At 46.7% G+C, this 18993-nt stretch carries 17 protein-coding genes and 2 riboswitches; all 17 genes read right to left on the reverse strand.

All coding sequences use genetic code 11. The features are described from left to right. Nucleotides 1-1566, reverse strand: a 1566-nt coding sequence (gene nikA, locus ADA01nite_RS19035) for a nickel ABC transporter substrate-binding protein (protein ID WP_174760628.1), incomplete at its 3' end; no start/stop codon positions are given. A gap of 390 nt (nucleotides 1567-1956) precedes the next feature. Beyond that, nucleotides 1957-2154, reverse strand: a riboswitch (cobalamin riboswitch). Nucleotides 2155-2323: 169 nt separating this feature from the next. Then, nucleotides 2324-5194 carry an excinuclease ABC subunit UvrA gene (uvrA, locus tag ADA01nite_RS19040; protein ID WP_146812012.1) on the reverse strand — a complete coding sequence of 957 codons (2871 nt, stop codon included), beginning with the start codon at nucleotides 5192-5194 and terminating at the stop codon, nucleotides 2324-2326. A gap of 7 nt (nucleotides 5195-5201) precedes the next feature. Then, a complete protein-coding gene (uvrB, locus tag ADA01nite_RS19045) occupies nucleotides 5202-7181 on the reverse strand; it encodes an excinuclease ABC subunit UvrB (RefSeq protein WP_146812026.1) in 1980 nt (659 codons plus the stop codon). Nucleotides 7182-7631: 450 nt separating this feature from the next. Beyond that, nucleotides 7632-7835 (reverse strand): hypothetical protein, encoded by a 204-nt coding sequence (locus ADA01nite_RS19050; protein ID WP_146812013.1) that lies wholly within the window; start codon nucleotides 7833-7835, stop codon nucleotides 7632-7634. 62 nt (nucleotides 7836-7897) lie between these two features. Then, on the reverse strand, nucleotides 7898-8158 hold the full coding sequence (locus ADA01nite_RS19055; RefSeq protein WP_146812014.1) for a hypothetical protein: 261 nt from the start codon (nucleotides 8156-8158) through the stop codon (nucleotides 7898-7900). Nucleotides 8159-8259: 101 nt separating this feature from the next. Then, nucleotides 8260-8463, reverse strand: coding sequence for a hypothetical protein (locus ADA01nite_RS19060; RefSeq protein WP_146812015.1), 204 nt, complete (start codon nucleotides 8461-8463; stop codon nucleotides 8260-8262). A 368-nt stretch (nucleotides 8464-8831) separates the two neighbouring features. Further along, nucleotides 8832-9362, reverse strand: coding sequence for an IS630 family transposase (locus ADA01nite_RS19065; RefSeq protein ID WP_170230376.1), 531 nt, complete (start codon nucleotides 9360-9362; stop codon nucleotides 8832-8834). 2 nt (nucleotides 9363-9364) lie between these two features. After that, on the reverse strand, nucleotides 9365-9910 hold the full coding sequence (locus ADA01nite_RS19070; protein WP_146812017.1) for a helix-turn-helix domain-containing protein: 546 nt from the start codon (nucleotides 9908-9910) through the stop codon (nucleotides 9365-9367). A gap of 158 nt (nucleotides 9911-10068) precedes the next feature. Beyond that, entirely contained in the window at nucleotides 10069-10593 is a 525-nt protein-coding gene (locus ADA01nite_RS19075; RefSeq protein ID WP_146812018.1) for a hypothetical protein, read from the reverse strand. 18 nt (nucleotides 10594-10611) lie between these two features. After that, nucleotides 10612-11178 carry an IS630 family transposase gene (locus ADA01nite_RS19080; RefSeq protein WP_281286045.1) on the reverse strand — a complete coding sequence of 189 codons (567 nt, stop codon included), beginning with the start codon at nucleotides 11176-11178 and terminating at the stop codon, nucleotides 10612-10614. A 105-nt stretch (nucleotides 11179-11283) separates the two neighbouring features. Next, nucleotides 11284-11550 carry a helix-turn-helix domain-containing protein gene (locus tag ADA01nite_RS19085; RefSeq protein WP_146812019.1) on the reverse strand — a complete coding sequence of 89 codons (267 nt, stop codon included), beginning with the start codon at nucleotides 11548-11550 and terminating at the stop codon, nucleotides 11284-11286. Nucleotides 11551-12064: 514 nt separating this feature from the next. Continuing rightward, entirely contained in the window at nucleotides 12065-12238 is a 174-nt protein-coding gene (locus tag ADA01nite_RS22270; protein ID WP_170230377.1) for a hypothetical protein, read from the reverse strand. A gap of 23 nt (nucleotides 12239-12261) precedes the next feature. After that, on the reverse strand, nucleotides 12262-14043 hold the full coding sequence (gene thiC, locus ADA01nite_RS19090) for a phosphomethylpyrimidine synthase ThiC (protein ID WP_146812020.1): 1782 nt from the start codon (nucleotides 14041-14043) through the stop codon (nucleotides 12262-12264). A 129-nt stretch (nucleotides 14044-14172) separates the two neighbouring features. After that, nucleotides 14173-14284, reverse strand: a riboswitch (TPP riboswitch). 69 nt (nucleotides 14285-14353) lie between these two features. Further along, the gene (locus ADA01nite_RS19095) at nucleotides 14354-14584 is read right to left on the reverse strand and encodes a DUF2198 family protein (RefSeq protein ID WP_146812021.1); all 231 of its coding nucleotides are present in this window, start codon (nucleotides 14582-14584) and stop codon (nucleotides 14354-14356) included. Then, nucleotides 14581-15894, reverse strand: coding sequence for a PDZ domain-containing protein (locus ADA01nite_RS19100; protein ID WP_146812022.1), 1314 nt, complete (start codon nucleotides 15892-15894; stop codon nucleotides 14581-14583). Before ADA01nite_RS19100 ends, ADA01nite_RS19095 begins: the two co-directional genes overlap by 4 nt. A 173-nt stretch (nucleotides 15895-16067) precedes the next feature. Beyond that, the gene (locus ADA01nite_RS19105; protein WP_146812023.1) at nucleotides 16068-17525 is read right to left on the reverse strand and encodes a S41 family peptidase; all 1458 of its coding nucleotides are present in this window, start codon (nucleotides 17523-17525) and stop codon (nucleotides 16068-16070) included. Nucleotides 17526-17794: 269 nt separating this feature from the next. Then, on the reverse strand, nucleotides 17795-18993 hold a 1199-nt coding region (locus tag ADA01nite_RS19110; RefSeq protein ID WP_146812024.1), incomplete at its 5' end, for a murein hydrolase activator EnvC family protein.

An 18993-nucleotide genomic window follows, 5' to 3' on the forward strand; every position in this document is an offset into this window, starting at 1 on the left:
TATATAGTATTCTGTCGCACCAGGCTTCCAATCGACGACTCTTTTGTTGACACCGACGATAATATTCGGATAGACCGCAAACGAATGGAAGACCTCCTGGTTAATAATACTGACCGCTTCCTGTGTTAACTGTACCCGTTTCTGCATGTCGGCAGTTGCGTTTAATCGTGCCACAACTTCGTTTACCTTATCATTATTGATATGGGTCGGATTCAGCGATCCACCCGGGATGAAAGCCGAATTCAGATAGAATCCTCCGTCGCCACGCGGCGCGGACAGGTTGCTGTACGTCACCAGGTCCCAGTCTTTATTCTCACGCAAATACGTATCCACATCTTCTACCATTTTAATCTGCATAGTCACTCCGGCCCTTGCTGCATCTGACTGCAACAATTGAGCAATAAGCGGCAGTTCCGGTCGCCCTTTGTATGTAAGAACCTCCAGCGTCAGCGGTTTGCCATCCTTCGTCAGCTTTCCATCAGCTCCCGCTTTAAACCCGGCTTCCTCCAGCAGCTTCTTCGCCTCGGCTATATTCAACTTGTGTATCGGCTCTTTGCTTCCGAATGGTAGACGGGTGTTAAACGGACCATTGGCCGGCGTCGCATTCCCAAGCATAATGTCATTCGCGATACTTTCACGGTCGAGCAGCAGATCAATCGCCTTTCTTACTTTAACATCTTGAAACAGAGGCTTCTGATGGTTATACAGCAGGAAGTGAACCCTAAGCCCCGGTACCGAATCCACTTTAAGCTGGCTGTCTTTTTGAATAGCCTCGACCGTTTCGGCCGGAACCTGATACACGATGTCCGCTTCTTTGGATTGTAATGCCAGCGCCCTTACGTTGCCGTCCTCATTGAATTTGAAAGACACCTCGTTCAATTTCGCCTTGCCATCCCAGTACCCATCGTAACGTTCCAGCAAAATTTCAATATTCGGCGTAAACTGCTTCACTTTGAACGGACCTGTGCCGACAGGGGCATTGTTGAACGCTTTCGTTCCCATCTTCTTTTCCGCTTCGACGCTAATCACGGATGCATACGGGCTGACTAGCTCCGATGGCAGTGCCGGATGCGGCTCCTTTGTCACAATCGTCAATTGTTGGCCGTCCGCTTTCATCGAAGCGATTTTTAATGCACTCACTAATTTATCGCTTGCAGCAATTCCACGTTCGAATGAAGCTTTAACCGCAGCAGCGTCTACCTTTGTTCCGTCCTGGAATGTTACACCGTCACGGATCGTAAACACCCATGTGCGATCGTCTTTGGCCTCCCATTTTGTCGCCAGCCATGGTTTGATCTCCAGCTTCTCATCCAAACGAACAAGCGTTTCTACCACACCTGCCTGAAGCGCTGCAAAGCCGTTATGCGGATCGAGACTCCCGCTTTTGAAATTAAAAATAATCGTCGCTTTTTTATTCTTTGTATCCTGCTGTTGGCCAGCATTCGATTTGCTGTTACCACTTACTTGTTCGTTTTGGCTGCAACCTGACATTACAACCGCCGCACACAGCAGAAGCGAAATAAGAAATGCAATCATGCAGATTTTCTTGTGCAGGAATAAATACATGATAAAACCACTCTCCTCTTGACTGCGTATTATAATGCCGAAAATAATAATTATTACTATTTGGATTCTATTATCGGTTCTATTTTTTGTCAAGAAAATCAATTTTTCACATAGTAACATCTTAAAAGATTTAGGCATTAATCCCTTTCATCAAAGGGAAATGAGGCTTATTTACAGATCGCTCCGAGCTAATTTTATTTCATATTCATTACGAAATATAAGCCATTAATGAATCTTATTGATTCGTTTTTTCAAGATAGGTAAATACCGGGCACAATAAAAGCACCTCTCTTTTTACAAGAGAGGTGCTTAGCAAATTCACGACAAATAGCCCCAAAAAATAACTCGTGAAATAAATGATCATACACCCCCTCATCCTCGTGAGTTTGTTGTGTGCCTTACAGTGAGGCAGGTCTCCTGACTTATGGATCATCACCGCTCTACGCCTTCCCATTCCAGAATCGAAACAGTGGCATGTCATAGAGCAGCTCCTCATTTACAGTGGCGGGACCGTGCCGGATTTTCACCGGTCTTCCCTTTTAAGCGAAAATAGTCATCTATTTCCGCACCTCTCTGCTTTCCTTATGTAATTTTAGAATAATAATACAATTTAAAATCCGTTTATGTCTACATTTTTACAAACAAAATTTCTTAGTAAAGGATAAAAAGCAGAAGGTTTTTCTTTCGGTTTTGGCGCGAAGCTCTTCTAACCTTCTGCTTTTCACTCCCTCTATCCTCTCACTGCCGTATGAATACATCAAAGAATATGTTGCATCTGCAAGCGCGCTTCGGAACGCTTGCGGTCACGCTCCAATATTGGAGCAAGGAAATGTCCGGTATACGACTCCTTCACGCCTACGATTTCCTCCGGGGTACCTTCGGCTACAATTGTACCGCCGCGGCTTCCGCCTTCCGGTCCCAGATCGATGATATAATCCGCTGTCTTAATAACATCCAGATTATGCTCAATCACCAGCACGGTATCCCCGGCATCCACCAGACGCTGCAATACTTTCAATAGACGATCAATATCATCGATATGCAGTCCTGTTGTCGGTTCGTCCAAAATATAAAGCGTCTTACCGTTGCTCCGACGGTATAACTCAGAGGCCAATTTTACGCGCTGTGCTTCTCCACCGGATAACGTTGTCGCCGGTTGCCCAAGCGTAATATAGCCGAGACCCACATCGTAAAGAGTTTGCAGCTTGCGCTGAATACGCGGGATATTCTTAAAGAATTCCAGTGCATCTTCCACTGTCATTTCCAGCACATCTGCAATGTTTTTTCCTTTGTAGCGAACTTCCAGCGTTTCACGATTATACCGCTTCCCGTGACACACTTCACATGGCACATACACATCCGGCAGGAAATGCATCTCAATTTTGATAATGCCGTCGCCGCGGCACGCTTCACAGCGACCGCCTTTTACGTTGAAACTGAAGCGGCCTTTCTGGTAGCCGCGCATTTTCGCTTCGTTCGTCTGTGCGAACAGATCTCGAATGTCGTCGAACACGCCCGTATATGTCGCCGGATTGGAACGCGGTGTACGCCCGATTGGCGACTGATCGATGTCGATAACTTTATCCAGATGCTCGATGCCTTCAAGCTTGCGGAATGCACCTGGCTTCTGCTTCGACTTGTGCAACTCACGGGCCAATGCCTTGTGTAAGATTTCGTTAATCAACGTCGATTTACCGGAGCCGGATACGCCGGTCACACATGTAAAAACACCAAGCGGCACTTTTAGCGTGACGTTGCGCAAGTTGTTTTCTTTCGCACCAAGCACTTTGATCCATTTTCCGTTTGGTTGACGGCGTTCCAGCGGCACAGGGATAAACTTGCGTCCGCTCAAATACTGGCCGGTAAGCGAATTCTCATCATCCATTACTTCCTGCGGTGTCCCCTGGGATACGACCTTACCGCCATGAATACCGGCACCCGGTCCGATGTCGATGATATAGTCTGCCGCCATCATCGTATCTTCGTCGTGCTCAACCACAATCAACGTATTACCCAGGTCACGCATATGCTCAAGCGTTTTGATAAGGCGGGCATTATCGCGCTGATGCAGTCCGATGCTCGGCTCATCCAGGATGTACAGTACGCCCATCAGACTGGAACCAATCTGCGTCGCCAGGCGAATCCGCTGCGCTTCTCCTCCGGATAATGTACCCGCGGCACGGCTCATCGTCAGATAATCCAGTCCGACGTCCACCAGGAACTGCAGACGTGCTTTAATTTCTTTTAAAATAAGACGGGCAATCTGCATTTCTTTCTCGGTCAGCACGAGGCCATCAAAGAATTCATGCGCATCCGCAATCGAAAGGTCGGTAACATACGCAATGTTTTTGTGGTTCACCGTTACTGCCAGCGCTTCTGGACGCAGGCGATGGCCTTTGCAGGACGGACATTTCTTCTGGCTCATGTACATCTCAAGCTGCTGGCGCACATAATCGGAACCGGTCTCGCGATACCGACGGGCCACATTATTTACGACACCCTCGAATGTCATATACGTATCACGAACGGTCGTGCTGAAATCACTTTTGTAGCGGAAATGCAGCTTCTCGTTTCCACTGCCGAACAGCAGAACATGCCGCTGTTCTTCCGTCAGTTCCTCAAACGGCTTGTCCAAATCGATTTTGTAGTGCTCGGCCACGCAGGAAAGAATTTGCTCATAGTAATTGGAAGTCGAACTGTTCCACGGTTCAAGCGCTCCTTCATTTACACTCTTGGAAGGATCCGGCACAACCAGGTCCGGATCAACCTCCAGTTGACTGCCCAATCCGTCACATTTCGAGCATGCCCCAAACGGACTGTTAAACGAGAACATACGGGGTTCCAGATCAGGCATGCTGAAGCCGCACACCGGACAGGCAAGGTTCTGGCTGAACAGCAGTTCTTCTTCCCCGATAATGTCTACCAGCACCCGGCCTTCGGCGAGGCGAAGCGCCGTTTCCAGCGAATCTGCCAGGCGGCTCTGGATGCCCTCTTTCACAACAATCCGGTCGATGACCACTTCAATGGAGTGCTTTTTGTTCTTCTCCAGCTTAATCTCTTCCGACAAGTCCCGCACTTCGCCATCGACGCGCACGCGCACATATCCTTGCGCACGAATATCGTCAAGCAATTTCACGTGCTCGCCTTTCCGCCCCTGTACGAGCGGTGCCAGAATTTGCAGGCGTGTTTTCTCCGGATACCCCAGAATGCGATCCACCATCTGCTCTATCGTTTGCGCCGTAATCTCTACCCCGTGTTCCGGACAGTGCGGCCGTCCGATGCGGGCAAAGAGGAGACGGAGATAATCGTAAATCTCCGTAACGGTACCTACAGTAGAACGGGGATTGCGGCTGGTCGTCTTCTGGTCGATGGAGATGGCCGGAGACAGCCCGTCAATGGAATCGACGTCCGGCTTGTCCATCTGACCCAGAAACTGGCGTGCATAGGCGGACAGCGACTCGACATAACGCCGCTGTCCTTCCGCGTAAATCGTATCAAACGCAAGCGACGACTTACCCGAGCCGGACAAGCCGGTCAGCACGACAAACTTGTCCCGGGGAATCGTCACATCTATATTTTTCAGGTTATGGGCACGTGCGCCCTTAATCACAATATTTTCGCGGCTCATTCGTTTTTCATCCTTCCGCCTTTAACTCAAGAATTAAATCGCGCAGTTCAGCCGCACGCTCGAAGTTCAGCGCACGGGCCGCTTCCTTCATCTCTTCTTCTAGACGCAGCAAGACGTCCTTTCTCTCTTTCTTGCTCAGCTTGCTGTACGCCTTCTGCGGCAGGTACTCTTCCTGCTCTTCTGCCGCTTTAGTCGCCTCGATGACTTCGCGCACCGCTTTGCGGATCGTCTGCGGCGTAATGCCATGCTCTTCATTGTATGCAATCTGCCGCTCACGGCGGCGGTTCGTCTCCTCGACGGCGCGCTCAATTGATTGCGTCATTTTATCCGCGTACATAATGACGTGGCCGCTTGCGTTTCTTGCGGCGCGGCCAATTGTCTGAATCAATGATCGCTCGTTGCGCAGGAAGCCTTCTTTGTCTGCATCCAGAATCGCCACCAGCGACACTTCAGGTATATCTAACCCTTCCCGTAAAAGGTTAATTCCAATCAAGACATCGAACGTTCCTATCCGTAAATCGCGGATAATCTGCATCCTCTCAATCGTTTTGATATCCGAGTGCAGATAGCGAACTTTAATGCCCACTTCTTTCAGATAATCGGTCAGGTCTTCGGCCATTTTTTTCGTAAGCGTGGTGACAAGCACACGCTCATTCTTCTCAATCCGCTCGTTAATTTCACCCAGTAAATCGTCAATCTGCCCTTTAGAAGGACGAATGTCGATCGTCGGATCTAAGAGCCCGGTCGGACGGATTACCTGCTCGACGAAATCCGGTGCCTTTTCCAGCTCATACGGTCCCGGCGTTGCCGATACGTAGATAATTTGCTTTACATGTTTTTCGAACTCTTCGAATGTAAGCGGGCGGTTGTCTGCCGCAGACGGCAGACGGAAGCCGTGGTTAATCAACATTTCCTTGCGGGCTTTGTCACCGTTGTACATGCCGCGAATCTGCGGCAGCGTAATATGCGACTCGTCTATCATAATCAGAAAATCATCCGGGAAGTAATCCAGCAGCGTATACGGTGTCGCTCCTGGTGGCAGGCCGTTCAGGTGGCGCGAGTAGTTCTCGACGCCGGAGCAATAGCCCATCTCCTGCAGCATCTCGATATCATAGCGTGTCCGTTGTTCCAGGCGCTGCGCTTCCAGCAGCTTACCCTGCTCTTTAAAATACGCAAGCTGCTCTTCCAGTTCGGCTTCAATGCTCTTGATGGCACGCTGCATCTTATCCTGACCCGTGACATAGTGGGACGCCGGAAAGATTGCAACGTGCTCGCGCTCTGCCAGCACTTCTCCGGTCAATGCGTCAATCTCGGTAATCCGCTCAATCTCATCACCAAAAAACTCCACACGAATCGCGTGTTCGCTGTTAGCCGCCGGGAAAATCTCCACGACGTCCCCGCGCACGCGGAATGTACCGCGCGTAAAGTTAACGTCATTTCGATTATATTGAATGTCTATCAGCTTGCGAAGCACATCATCACGGTTCTTCTCCATACCACGCCGCAGAGAAAGCAGCAGCGCTTTGTATTCCTGCGGTGAACCTAAACCATAAATACAGGACACACTGGCAACAATGATGACATCTTCACGTTCAAACAGCGCGCTGGTCGCGGAATGGCGCAGTTTGTCAATTTCCTCATTGATGCTGGCGTCCTTCTCGATGTAAGTATCCGATTGCGGAATGTAGGCTTCAGGCTGATAGTAATCGTAGTAGCTTACGAAGTATTCGACCGCGTTGTTGGGGAAAAACTCTTTAAACTCGCTGGCAAGCTGCGCCGCGAGCGTCTTGTTGTGGGCAATGACAAGCGTTGGCTTTTGGACTTTATTGATGACCTGGGCCATGGTAAACGTCTTCCCCGTTCCCGTCGCCCCCAGCAGCGTCTGGTGCTTCTTCCCATTCAAAATTCCTTCCGACAACTTCGCTATTGCGGTAGGCTGGTCTCCCTGAGGGTTGTACTCGGAGACAAGCTCGAATTTTTGGCTCAGCTTTTCCAAGGTTTCACCTTTCCTTCGTTATCATGCTGCATTTTATTATATCATAATTGGATATACGAACATATGATTTCCAATAATTTTTTCGAACGTAGGTTCTGATGAGAAAAAAGCAGGTTATATGCGGTGTGGTTTTCCCCCGAGGATGCCGGGACTGTCCGCTGCCACGATTTCGCCGAAACGACACCGACAAAATGTGCAGCACGGAACGGAAGAAAGAATAGGCATGTCACTTCTCCCGCCCGGACATCCTTTGTGTATGAAAGGTCGACAATCGCGTTTGGTATTAACCTAAAATATAACGTTTTTTATTTTCTCGACTCAGAGATAAAAAGTGCATTTAAGCCATACTTCTTCGTGTAATAGAGTACAAAAAGCGTCTTAAGGGTGCTTTCCTCAAGACGCTTTTTATGTACCACATTCATATTATTAATCTGTTTCTTATTAATCTGTCTCAACAATGATGGTATTGGCCTTGCTAATTGGCAGGAGGCTGAAGTTCATAAGGGAGCCATAACAAGCGGTTACTGTGCTGCCAGGCTTTAATTGCTCGGCAGATAATGCTTTTACTCTCTCTTGTATATGATTTGCCGTTTTGTCAGATTCCGAAATGGCCATGACACCTGTTTCATTTATTGTTACCTTCATTTTTATTACCGTTCTTTTGCGTTTTTGTCCCTTAACTTGGCGGGCATGTGACGTTACCCCTATTAGTTTTTATTTTTCTTAATTACCAATGAAAAAATAAGTGCAATCAGAATACAAAAGGAGCCAATAGCTGCAAAGATGTTTGCCCATGTAAACCTATCTTCTATTGGTAACTTGTCGTTTATTTCCATACCTAAAAAGTATAGTCCCATTCGTTCACCATCAGGTACAAAAGTATATAATAAATAAGTTTGATAAAGGCAATATAAACCCAAAACTAGCATAAACCCGTTAAAGAAATTTATTAATTTTATTAATTTCATTATTGATTTTTCCTCCTTATAAAGTCTTCCGTAACATGGTAGGGCCCATATATAATTAAACAGCAAAAGCCCCGTATTGTTATGGGGCTTTTTGTGTCTTTTTATTGAGTGACCATCTGATTTTCTTCTAAATCCCAAAAAAGTCCCGGCATTGTCTTATTTTTAGGATTTGAGATTAGATGATTATCAGCAGAAACATCTGCAAGGAATACGTCTTCATCTTTTTTGACGTTTACTAATTCTTTATTAGGCACTTTTGCAACTATTTCAATAAATCCTTTAGGGTTAGAATCTCTTGTTACCATTTCGAGGACTTCTTCATTAATAAGAGTTCCGTTTACTGGGGATATAGCAAACGTAGCTCGAAGGCCAGTTTCTTTGTCGATAGCTCGTCCCTTAATTTGTTTAACTTTGATGTTATACTTCTTAGCTAATTTTTCAACAGCATCTTTCTTTAAAAATTTGTTGAAAGTTATAGTAGTTAAAATTTCGTCATTTTCATTAACTTCAGCAGCTAGTTTATTTATCTTAAATTCATTGTTTTCTTTATACTTTAGTAAATCTTCTTTTTTCTTATCTTTTCCGATTTTTTCATATGAACCAATGGCATCAAAATTTTCTGGTGAAGCATCTGCCTTATTGAAGGCTACACTTCCTAAAATGCTATATAAGTTTACTTTGAAGTTTCGACATTTGGGATAACGCAGCCAATCCGCTGTAAAATTTGTTCGGGTAACTCAGTAACCCACTCTAGAAAATCTGTAACAGACGCTTGAATCGCTTTTTTATCTTTGTGAAATCGGTTAAAAATAACGGCTTCTTTTAGCCATTTCCACATTCGCTCTATTGGATTCAGGTCAGGCGAATACGGTGGCAGAAACAACAGAAACAGACGATGCTTGTATTCTTCCAGAAAAGAATCTAGAAGTGTGGCATGATGGATACGGGCATTATCCAGTACCATGACAATAAATTTGTCGCGATAGCGTTCGAGTACGTGTGTAAGAAAATCCAAAAAAGCCTGTGCATCACACGTTTCAGATGGCAGGCAAAAAAAGTCGCCATCGTCCGCATTCACGGTTCCGAATAACGTAACATGGGCATGGTGTCCGTACGTTGGAATCTGGCGTTGTTTTCCTGTTTCTGCCCAAGTAGAGTGAAGAGCCTGATAGGAACGAATATGGCTTTCATCTTCGTACAGCATAATCATGTCATCTGTAAAGAGTTTTTTTTAATCATATCGAGTTGTTGTGTAAAGGCTTCCTGTTTTTCTTTATCTGCTTTCACCATTGTATACGTAGGACGTGTATAACTTAGACGCAATCGATGGAGCATGTGAATGATGCCCCCACGACTCATGGAAATCCCCCATTTTTCAAAAATAAACTGTTGGAGAATGCGGCTGTCCCAGGAGGCATATACACCCATTCCTTCTTGAGACGGTGTACTTTCAAGGATCACACGTTTTAATTCGGCTTGTTGTTTAGACGATAAATACGGTTCTCTTCCAGAAGGAACCTCACGCTTGAGCAGTTCAGATAAACCGCCTTCATTGAATTTTGCGACGTACTTGGCAACGGATTGACGGTGAAGAGTAAGCATGGCAGCGACTTCTTTCCCAAGATATCCTTCCATCACAAGACGAACCGCCATCACTCGTTGACGGAGAAAGCCGTCTTTTAGCATCCGTTCTTTTTTACGGAGAGAGTTTACAGTCCAGCCGTGCGTATTTGTAATGGTTAATCGTTTCATTGTGTATCCGCTCCTTACATTTTCTTAGGAGCAGTTTTCCCAGTGCATCCAGAATTTACACAAATGTCGATACTTTAATGTGAATTTATATAGCAGTAAGCGCAAAAGAAGTGGTGAGAACAGCTATTTTAAATTTTTTCATTTAGCATTCCTCCTTTTTAAAATGGGTAACTTCTTGTAAGATGAGGGCTATTGTAGACTACGTTATACTCTCCAGTAAGACTTCTTTTATTTTCTGATGACGAAAATCCAAAACTAGCATTAGAATCGCCAGCGGTTAACCAAAAATAGGATTCGAATCTATAATCCGTGTTTGCTTTCATTTGAGTAGGTGATAAGGAAACTACTTCAGTTTCGTCATAATATCCATTTCCGGAAGGGTACGGATCGTCCTCAATCTCACACTTAGGGTTAGGTAAAGTAGTATAGAAAGTATCATAAGCATCTAATGTTGTCTCATAATCCCCAACAGCAATATCGAAACCATAATAGTATGAATTATTATTGTAATAATTATGTATTGCTGTAATTGCAGAAGAATTAAAGTTAAATCTTGCCTTGGGAGAGATTGAGTATGAAGAAGTCGATGAAATCCATTGTTTATAGAAAGATGTATTACCGTAATCTGGTGCATAACTTGCCGTTTGACTTCCCCATTCTACACTTGAACTCCATTCTGCCATTGCGGAACTAGTGCCCCATCAGACAACCTTGATCTTCTTTTGCTCACGTAAAATGGCTTCATGACGTTTATTCTTATTTCGCCAGCGTACATACGCTTGAATCGCCTGTGCCAGTTCTTTGTGGTTCGCGTAGTGGCTGCCTTCTAACACAAACTTTCGTAGGGGGCCAAAGTGGCACTCAATCCGGTTCAGCCAGGAAGCGTTCGTCGGTGTGAAGACAAGTTCCACGTTATTTTCTTCGGCCCATGCTGTCACTTTCTGATGTTTGTGCGGCGAAAAATTGTCCAGCACCAAATAAAGCCGTTCGCTCCGGTGAAACCGACGGCGAAGGACTTTTAGGAAGCGCAGAAGGTCTTGATGTTTCTTTGTTTGCGACACATGGCCGTACAACTTGTCCCTTTTCAAGTCGAACGCGGCGAAAAGGTGGCGCACCCCGTGCTGACGTGTATAGGTGGCAGGCAGACGATGGGGGTGTTTCTCTTTATACCAGCCTTTCCCTTTATGTGGCTGGATCGAAAGAGGCCCAAACTCATCGATGCAGATCACCCGCCCTTCTTTTGGTGGTTTGTTATAGAGTTGCTGGATTCGTTTTTTTTAGCCGCAAAATCCGGGTCGTTCGATTCTTTCCAGGTTTTTGTGTGCGGATAGGTAATGTTGGCTTCCTCTAAAATCACACGAATGGTTTCGACGCTAATGGATTTGACAAGCTTCTTTTGTTCCGCCACCAAAGTTTGGCTTCAAGAACGCCATGCCTTCCTCGTTGAACCGGCGAATGATTTTTCGGATATGTTCTTCCGATATATGGTAAAGTTTTGAGATTTCGGGAACCTTCATTTTTTGCGCAGAAGCCAAAACAATCAGAGTCCGACGAACCTCAACCGAACTTGCGCCTTTACGCGCAATCCGAACGAGTTTATTTCCTTCTTCATTGGTTAGATCGCGCACGAAGATGGCCATGAAAAATCACCTCATGACTGTCTTCGAGTTTGTACGCTAAAATCCTTTTAGAAATCTACAACTTTGTTAGCTGATGGGGCACTAGCTAAACCAGTTGTAAGTGCCAATGAAGTTAACGATGTAGCTATTAACTTTTTAAATTTTTTGATGTTCACCTATATTAACCTCCTCAATTTGGAATTTAAAGTACTACCTATTTTACAATATATTACATGGAAAATATTGATATAAAATCACTAATTATTAAACTGTTCTGATAGGTTAAAATACCCATAAAATCATATTTTTGTATTTAAAAACTACATTTAGAGGGGTTTATTTGAAATTTCATTGAATTTTCGGAAATATAATCTGTCTAAAACTATCCTGTTTTTCTCGAATCATGATCTCCATTTTCGTCGAATTGCTCCGTTTTGCTTTTCCGGTTATTTTAAAAGTGTGCATAAAAAAGCTGCTGACACGTCACGTCAGCAGCTTTTCCAGGCTGTCGAAAAACCTCGATAGCCTGAACAGATTAATAATAACGACTTTCTGACTTCAAACACCGAGTACAGGTTTTCATTAAAACATCGCCTGTATAGGTATGATTGCAACTTGCCTGAAGGTCAGCAAGCTCTGCTTTTAGACTCTCTATTTTGGCCTTCAACTCTTTTATTTCACTTATAATTTGACTCGCTTTGTTACTCATACAGAGGCCATCTCCTTATCCGCTCACCGATAAATATGACTGCCGCCGTCTTTAAACTCTTGAGCCTTTTCCTTTAATCCCTTTTCTAACGCCTCGTTGTTCGTTAATCCATGATGATTGGCATACTCCCGAATTTCATGCGTGATTTTCATACTGCAGAATTTCGGTCCGCACATCGAACAAAAATGCGCCGTCTTTGCCCCTTCTGCCGGCAAGGTTTCATCATGATATTCCATGGCGCGTTCTGGATCTAATGATAAATGAAATTGGTCGCGCCAACGAAACTCAAACCGGGCCTTGGAAAGGGCATTATCGCGAATTTGCGCTCCGGGGTGGCCTTTGGCTAAATCCGCAGCATGGGCGGCAATTTTATAGGCAATGATTCCATCCCGTACGTCCTCTTTATTCGGAAGCCCGAGATGTTCTTTCGGTGTAACATAACAGAGCATGGCCGTTCCGAACCAGCCAATCATGGCTGCACCAATCGCAGAAGTGATATGATCGTACCCCGGCGCGATGTCAGTTGTCAGAGGCCCTAATGTATAAAACGGGGCTTCCTGACAAATCTCCATCTGCTTATCCACATTCTCTTTAATTTTATGCATGGGAACATGACCGGGTCCCTCAATCATCACCTGTACATCATGTTTCCATGCAATTTTAGTCAGCTCACCCAACGTCTCTAACTCAGCGAATTGTGCCTCATCGTTTGCGTCTGCAATCGATCCTGGACGCAGGCCATCTCCTAAGGAAAAGGCTACGTCATACGTTTTCATTATTTCGCAGATTTCCTCGAAATGCGTATAGAGGAAGTTCTCTTCATGATGCGCCAGGCACCATGCCGCTAAGATAGACCCGCCACGTGACACGATTCCTGTGACCCGGTTGCTTGTAAGCGGGATGTAGCGAAGGAGAACTCCGGCATGGATTGTAAAATAATCTACACCTTGCTCGGCCTGCTCGATTAATGTGTCACGGTAGACTTCCCAGGTCAAATCCTCTGCCACTCCGTTTACTTTTTCCAGAGCTTGATAAATGGGAACAGTGCCAACAGGAACCGGAGAATTTCGAATAATCCATTCACGTGTTGTGTGTATGTTTTTTCCGGTAGATAAATCCATAATGGTGTCCGCTCCCCAGCGAATCGCCCACGTCATCTTTTCTACTTCTTCAGAGATAGAAGAAGTAACGGCGGAGTTTCCAATATTTGCATTAATTTTTACATGGAAGTTTCGGCCGATAATCATCGGCTCGCTCTCCGGGTGATTAATATTAGAAGGAAGAATGGCGCGGCCTTCCGCGATTTCCTTCCGTACAAATTCAGGACTTACCCCTTCGCGAATGGCAACATACTCCATCTCCGGAGTAATCATACCTTTGCGGGCATAATGGAGCTGGGTAACATTTTGCCCTTTTTTCGCCCGCAGCGGTTTTCTCTTTAATCCAGGAAAAACCTCGCGATGGGGTGAACCCTCTTCTCCTTTTATTCCATCGTCTTCCGGTCTTACGTCACGTCCTTCATATTCTTCTACATCGCCTCGCTCCAGAATCCAATGACGGCGAAGTGCAGGAATTCCTTCACGAATATTTACGGAGTAACCGGGGTCAGTATAAACTCCGCTCGTATCATAGACACGAACGGGCTCATTTACCTGCGTTCCAAAACTTCCGGATGATTCGCTCAATTGAATCTCCCGCATAGGCACCCGGATATCCGGTCTGGACCCTTCTATGTATACTTTTTTACTGCCCGGAAACTTCTCAAGATTCGGGATAGAAACTGCGGTTTCAATCGATTTGGACATAAAAATAGCCTCCTTGGTTAGAAAATTCGAAGTATTTAGAACCCTCTATGGAGGCGGAAGGAGGACGTATATGATTAAAAAAGCCGCATAGAAAATGCGGCTTTGGATACACGTACCCCATGCAATATAAACATGAAGTGTCACTCATCCCTCCGCTGGCATTATCCAGTTCAGGTTCAACGGTCGATAACAGATTAGTTATCCTCTCAGCCTGATTCCTCAAGCTCCCGCGTAAATATTATATAACTTATAAACTACATTAACACAAATAACGAAGTATAACAACCTTCATCTACTACAAAAAAACCCTCTACTCCGTCAAGCTAATTCCTCGAATCCAACGGTACCCGACATACGTGCCGACGAGACCGCTGACTACGCCAAGCAAAACTACCGGAAGCGGCTGGTACGGTCCGTTGAAAACGGCCATCATGATGCCCAGTGTGGCAATGGCGCCGACCCAGATATTCAATGACACACGAGAAATCACCGCGGCAAGAATAAACGGAACAATCAGCGCAATGATATATTTTGCGATCATAACGATACATCCTTTCCCTGCTCGAGGGGCATCTCATTCGACTCAGCGTTGCGGCGCGTTCTCACCTTGCGGAACAGCCCGAATAACCGGCTGTATCCCTGCTCTACATACTCATCCGCCGCGGCGTCAGGTGCCACAATCAATCCCAGTTGATGATGGTCTCCCTGATACACGGAACGCTGAACGTATTTGATATGTCCTTCTTTATTCATTACTTCCATTTTACAGAAAGCCGATTGCTGCTGCAATGCCGGGTAAATCTCCTCCTTGCCGTGGATCTCGTGTCCGTTCACTCGCAGAATAACATCTCCCGTCACAATCTCCATCTCATCGGCCGGACTGCCGGGCACAACCGCCAGTACGCGCACACCTTTCTTCAATTGTACATATAGCGGCGTATGAACACGACGCTGCCATTCACCGTAGATACGCAGCGCTTCATGCCCGGCCAGTGCCAGCAGGCTGCCAAGAACGGCAAAAGGAAGCCAGAACGTTCCCAGATACGCTAGCACAAGCAATGCTACGCCGAGCCACACAATCATTTTACCCGCCCACTGCGCTTTTTCCTGGGGCGTGGACAACACCGCCAAATCCGCATACCCTGCTACAGACGGAACCGGAAGCAGGCTCAGTGCAGCTGCACCCGCATAGAACCACGGCCACCAGCCGGGCACATCCGGCGTGTAAATACCGGCTGCATCCCCCGCCACGAACAGAACGACCGGGATAAGCCAGTATTTCTGTATCGCATACGCGCCGACAACACGACCGCGCTGGCTCTTAATGAGGACCGGAGATAGTCCCTGCTTCGGCACGGCACGAATAAGAATGCCTTCTGCGATATGCAATACGGCGACCAGCGCGAGGATGGCCGGGATGTTCACCTCCTGCAGCCATACAACCACTGTTTTAAACCACCCATTCAAACCATCCGAAGGCACAAGCTTCGCCAACGCGGACAGCACGGACAGCAAACCACCGCTATAGGCGAAAGACAAAAAGCGAATGTGAACGAATGCCAAAAGAGCACTTAAAATCCATAGCAAAACAATATCGTGATAAGAAGGTGCCGCACCGATGGCGAGCAGCACAAGAGAAGCGCCCAGGCCCGCTGCCGCACCGAACAGCAGCGCGCGCACCAGCTCTCCCGCTCCCGAAGTCACCCGTGCATGGAACAGCCTGCGCTCCTGCACAATCTGCTTACGGTATGCCCAGAATAACAGCAGCGCAAACACATACAAAGCCGGACTTATCAAAAATTTAGGAATCTGTATCAACAAATCAACAACAAATCCTGACCAATCATCCATTTTCTATCCTCCGAATCTAAAATCGAGCAATACTTACGCCTGCTTTCCCTTTTTTGTCGTTCGGCCAGAAAAGCTCTCGCTTCCCCCACTATTCAGTATAAAAAGAAAAAACCACGACATAAAGGCCGTGGTTGTACAATTCTACAAACGGCAGTGCGAACCCTGCCTTATTTTCAATTTGATTCCCTGGATATTACTTCAAGTGCCGCTTGCAGCTGCAAATCATTCTTCGGGTCCTGAATCCGTTTGATCAGCTCCTCCTGCATGACACCTGCGGTCTTTTTATCTACCCTGCCGGTCACCGGAAGCTTGTGCAGACTCTGGAATGCTTTCACGGCAGTTTCGGTCCGGCTGTCGAAGTAACCGTCCGTCCGGCCCGGCGGTTGACCCAATCCTTTGAGAATCAACTGCAGATTCTTCACATCCGAGCTGTTCATATCGCGTCCCAGTTCCACTTTGGTCGGCAGCGGAGCGGCATTAAAATAATCGGGTTGATCAATCTTTACATCCGGCTCAATGCCTTTTTTATGAATCCAATTGCCTTCCGGCGTCAACCATTTGGCCACCGTAATCTTCAGCTGGCTGTCATCTTCAAGCGGTATTGTATTTTGCACGGTGCCTTTTCCGAATGAGTTTGTTCCGACTACTTTATAGCCGCTGCCCTGCAGTGCGGCGGCCAGAATTTCCGAAGCGCTGGCGCTGCCCTTATCCGTGAGTACGACAACCGGATATTTGGCTTCTCCTTTTTCGGAACGGAATACTTCTTTTTTGCCGTCACTGTACTGTACCTGCAGGATAACGCCTTTATTCGGCACAAGCAGATTGCCGATTTCGACCACTGAATCGAGCAGACCGCCCGGATTGCCCCGGACATCGACAATCAAACCGTTAATGCCCTGTTTCTCCAGTTTGTTCAATTCCGCGGCAAAGTGCTTGGCGGTATTCTGGGAGAACTGCGTAATTTCCAGTTTCCCGTATTTCTTGCCGTTCCGTTCAACCGTCTCGCTGTACACGGTTTCCACCGGGATATCGTCACGAACGACGGTAACAAGCATCGGATCCGAAAGCCCCGGACGCATAATTTCAAGCTCCGCTTTCGTCCCCTTCGGACCGCGAATGTGCATGACAGCATCGCTTAGACTCAGTCCCTGCAAACTTTTGCCGTTTACCTTCAAAATCTGATCCTCCGGACGGAGGCCTGCTTTTTCAGCCGGCGATCCTTTAAACGGAGAAACGATTGTGACCCTTTCATTTTTCAGCGTTACTTCCGCTCCGATTCCCTCAAACGTAGATTGCAGGGAAGAATTGAAGTCCTTCGTCTCCTTTTGGTTCATATAATCAGAGAACGGATCATCCAGCGTCTTGACCATCCCTTCAATTGCGCCGTCAATCAACTCAGCCTTCTCTTGCTTTTCGAGCGCGGCATTCTCTATTAATTGATACGCTTCGTATACTTTAGCCAATTCAGGGTCTTGGGCCGCGGCCTGCTTTTGCGGGTCCTGTCCCTGCGGTACGCTGCCCTGTGTTCCGGAAGCCTGTCCGAAAAATTTCGCGGCTGCGAGCGTTACAATGCTGGTAGAGGCAACGAGCAGCAAAAGCATAATAAAAAGCGTACGGCGTTTTATATACAAATACGAGCACCACCTTTACAGTTTATTTACCTTGATATATTGACACGCTTTCGTGGAGCGAAAGTTATGAAAAGATGAAGAAGAAAGAAAGAGAAAACAGAGCCAAAAAACTCTACTCCAGCCGAGGCGCAGGGCATTTCAGCATTTTTTCTCCTGCTCTTTTCTGTTTTTCTCCAATAAATTCATACCACAAACATTAAGCCGGGCTGTCAAGCTTGCCTTATATAGTATATGGCGGACATATCCGAGATATATCCGCCATAGCAAAATTACCGTAAGTATGACATCGGATCGACTTTCCGACCGTTATTGATAACCGTAAAGTGCAGATGCGGACCCGTAGAACGACCTGTAGAGCCAACCTCCGCAATCTTTTGTCCTGCGCGGACCGATTGTCCTTCGGATACCACGATTCCGCCGTGACGAATGTGAGCATACAGCGTACTTAAGCCGTTTCCGTGATAGATGACAACCGTATTGCCATACCCATTCATGTAGCCGGTCGATGCTACCACGCCATCCGCAGCCGCATGAATCGGTGTTCCCTGCGGTGCGCCAAAGTCTGTACCATCATGGAATTTCCGCGTATGCAGAATCGGATGCACCCGGTAGCCGAATGGAGAAGTGATCGGGCCATTCACCGGCTGGACAAATTGCCCGCCGGAATGAACAGGCGGCGACCAGCTTCCCGCATCGGAAGAAGAGGAGGCCCGGCGCGCTTCTTCCTCCGCCCGGCGCTGCTCTTCAATCTTCTGTTGCAACTGGTTGACCAACTCAAGCGATGCTTTTTCCTGCTCGTCCTTAATCTCGAGCAGCTCCCCCTCTTTTGCCTGCAGTTCTTTCAGAATGCGTTCGCGCTCCTGCTTCTGCGCTTCCAGTTGAGCAGCCAATTGCTGGGCTTCCGCCTGCATAGCCTTTAAGCTCTTCAATTGCTCTTCGATTTGCTTTTTCTTCTCAGCGATGATATCACGGTCGCGTTTATTATCTTCGAGAATGGTCACATCCTGATCCACGATCGATTTTACCGCATCCAATCGTTCAAGGAAGTCACTGAAATCCTGCGAACCTAGCAATACTTCGATATAAGAGACATCACCTGCTTCATAGATGGCCGACACGCGCGTTTTCAACAGCTTGTCTCGTTTCTGCACACGAGCAATGGCTTCTTGAAGCTGTTTGGCCGCCTCTTTCAAATCTGCTGTCGTAGTTTCAATTTGTTTGTTAAGCTCTTCGATCTTTGCCTGCGTTTCATTCATCTTCAGGTCAATGCTCATGATGTCTTCCTGGGTTGATTGCTGCTGTGCCTGGATACTATGAATCTGCTGATTGAGCGAGCTGATTTTGCCTTTTGCCGCCTGGCTTTCTTTCTTAATTCTATCGATTTCCTTCTGTACGTCTGAAACTTGATCGGCTGAGCCGACTACCGGAGTAATTCCGGTAAAAAGAATCGTGGCTGCCAGCGGAACCA

Origin of the sequence: Aneurinibacillus danicus (assembly GCF_007991215.1) — a bacterium.
Classification (GTDB): Bacteria; Bacillota; Bacilli; order Aneurinibacillales; family Aneurinibacillaceae; genus Aneurinibacillus; species Aneurinibacillus danicus.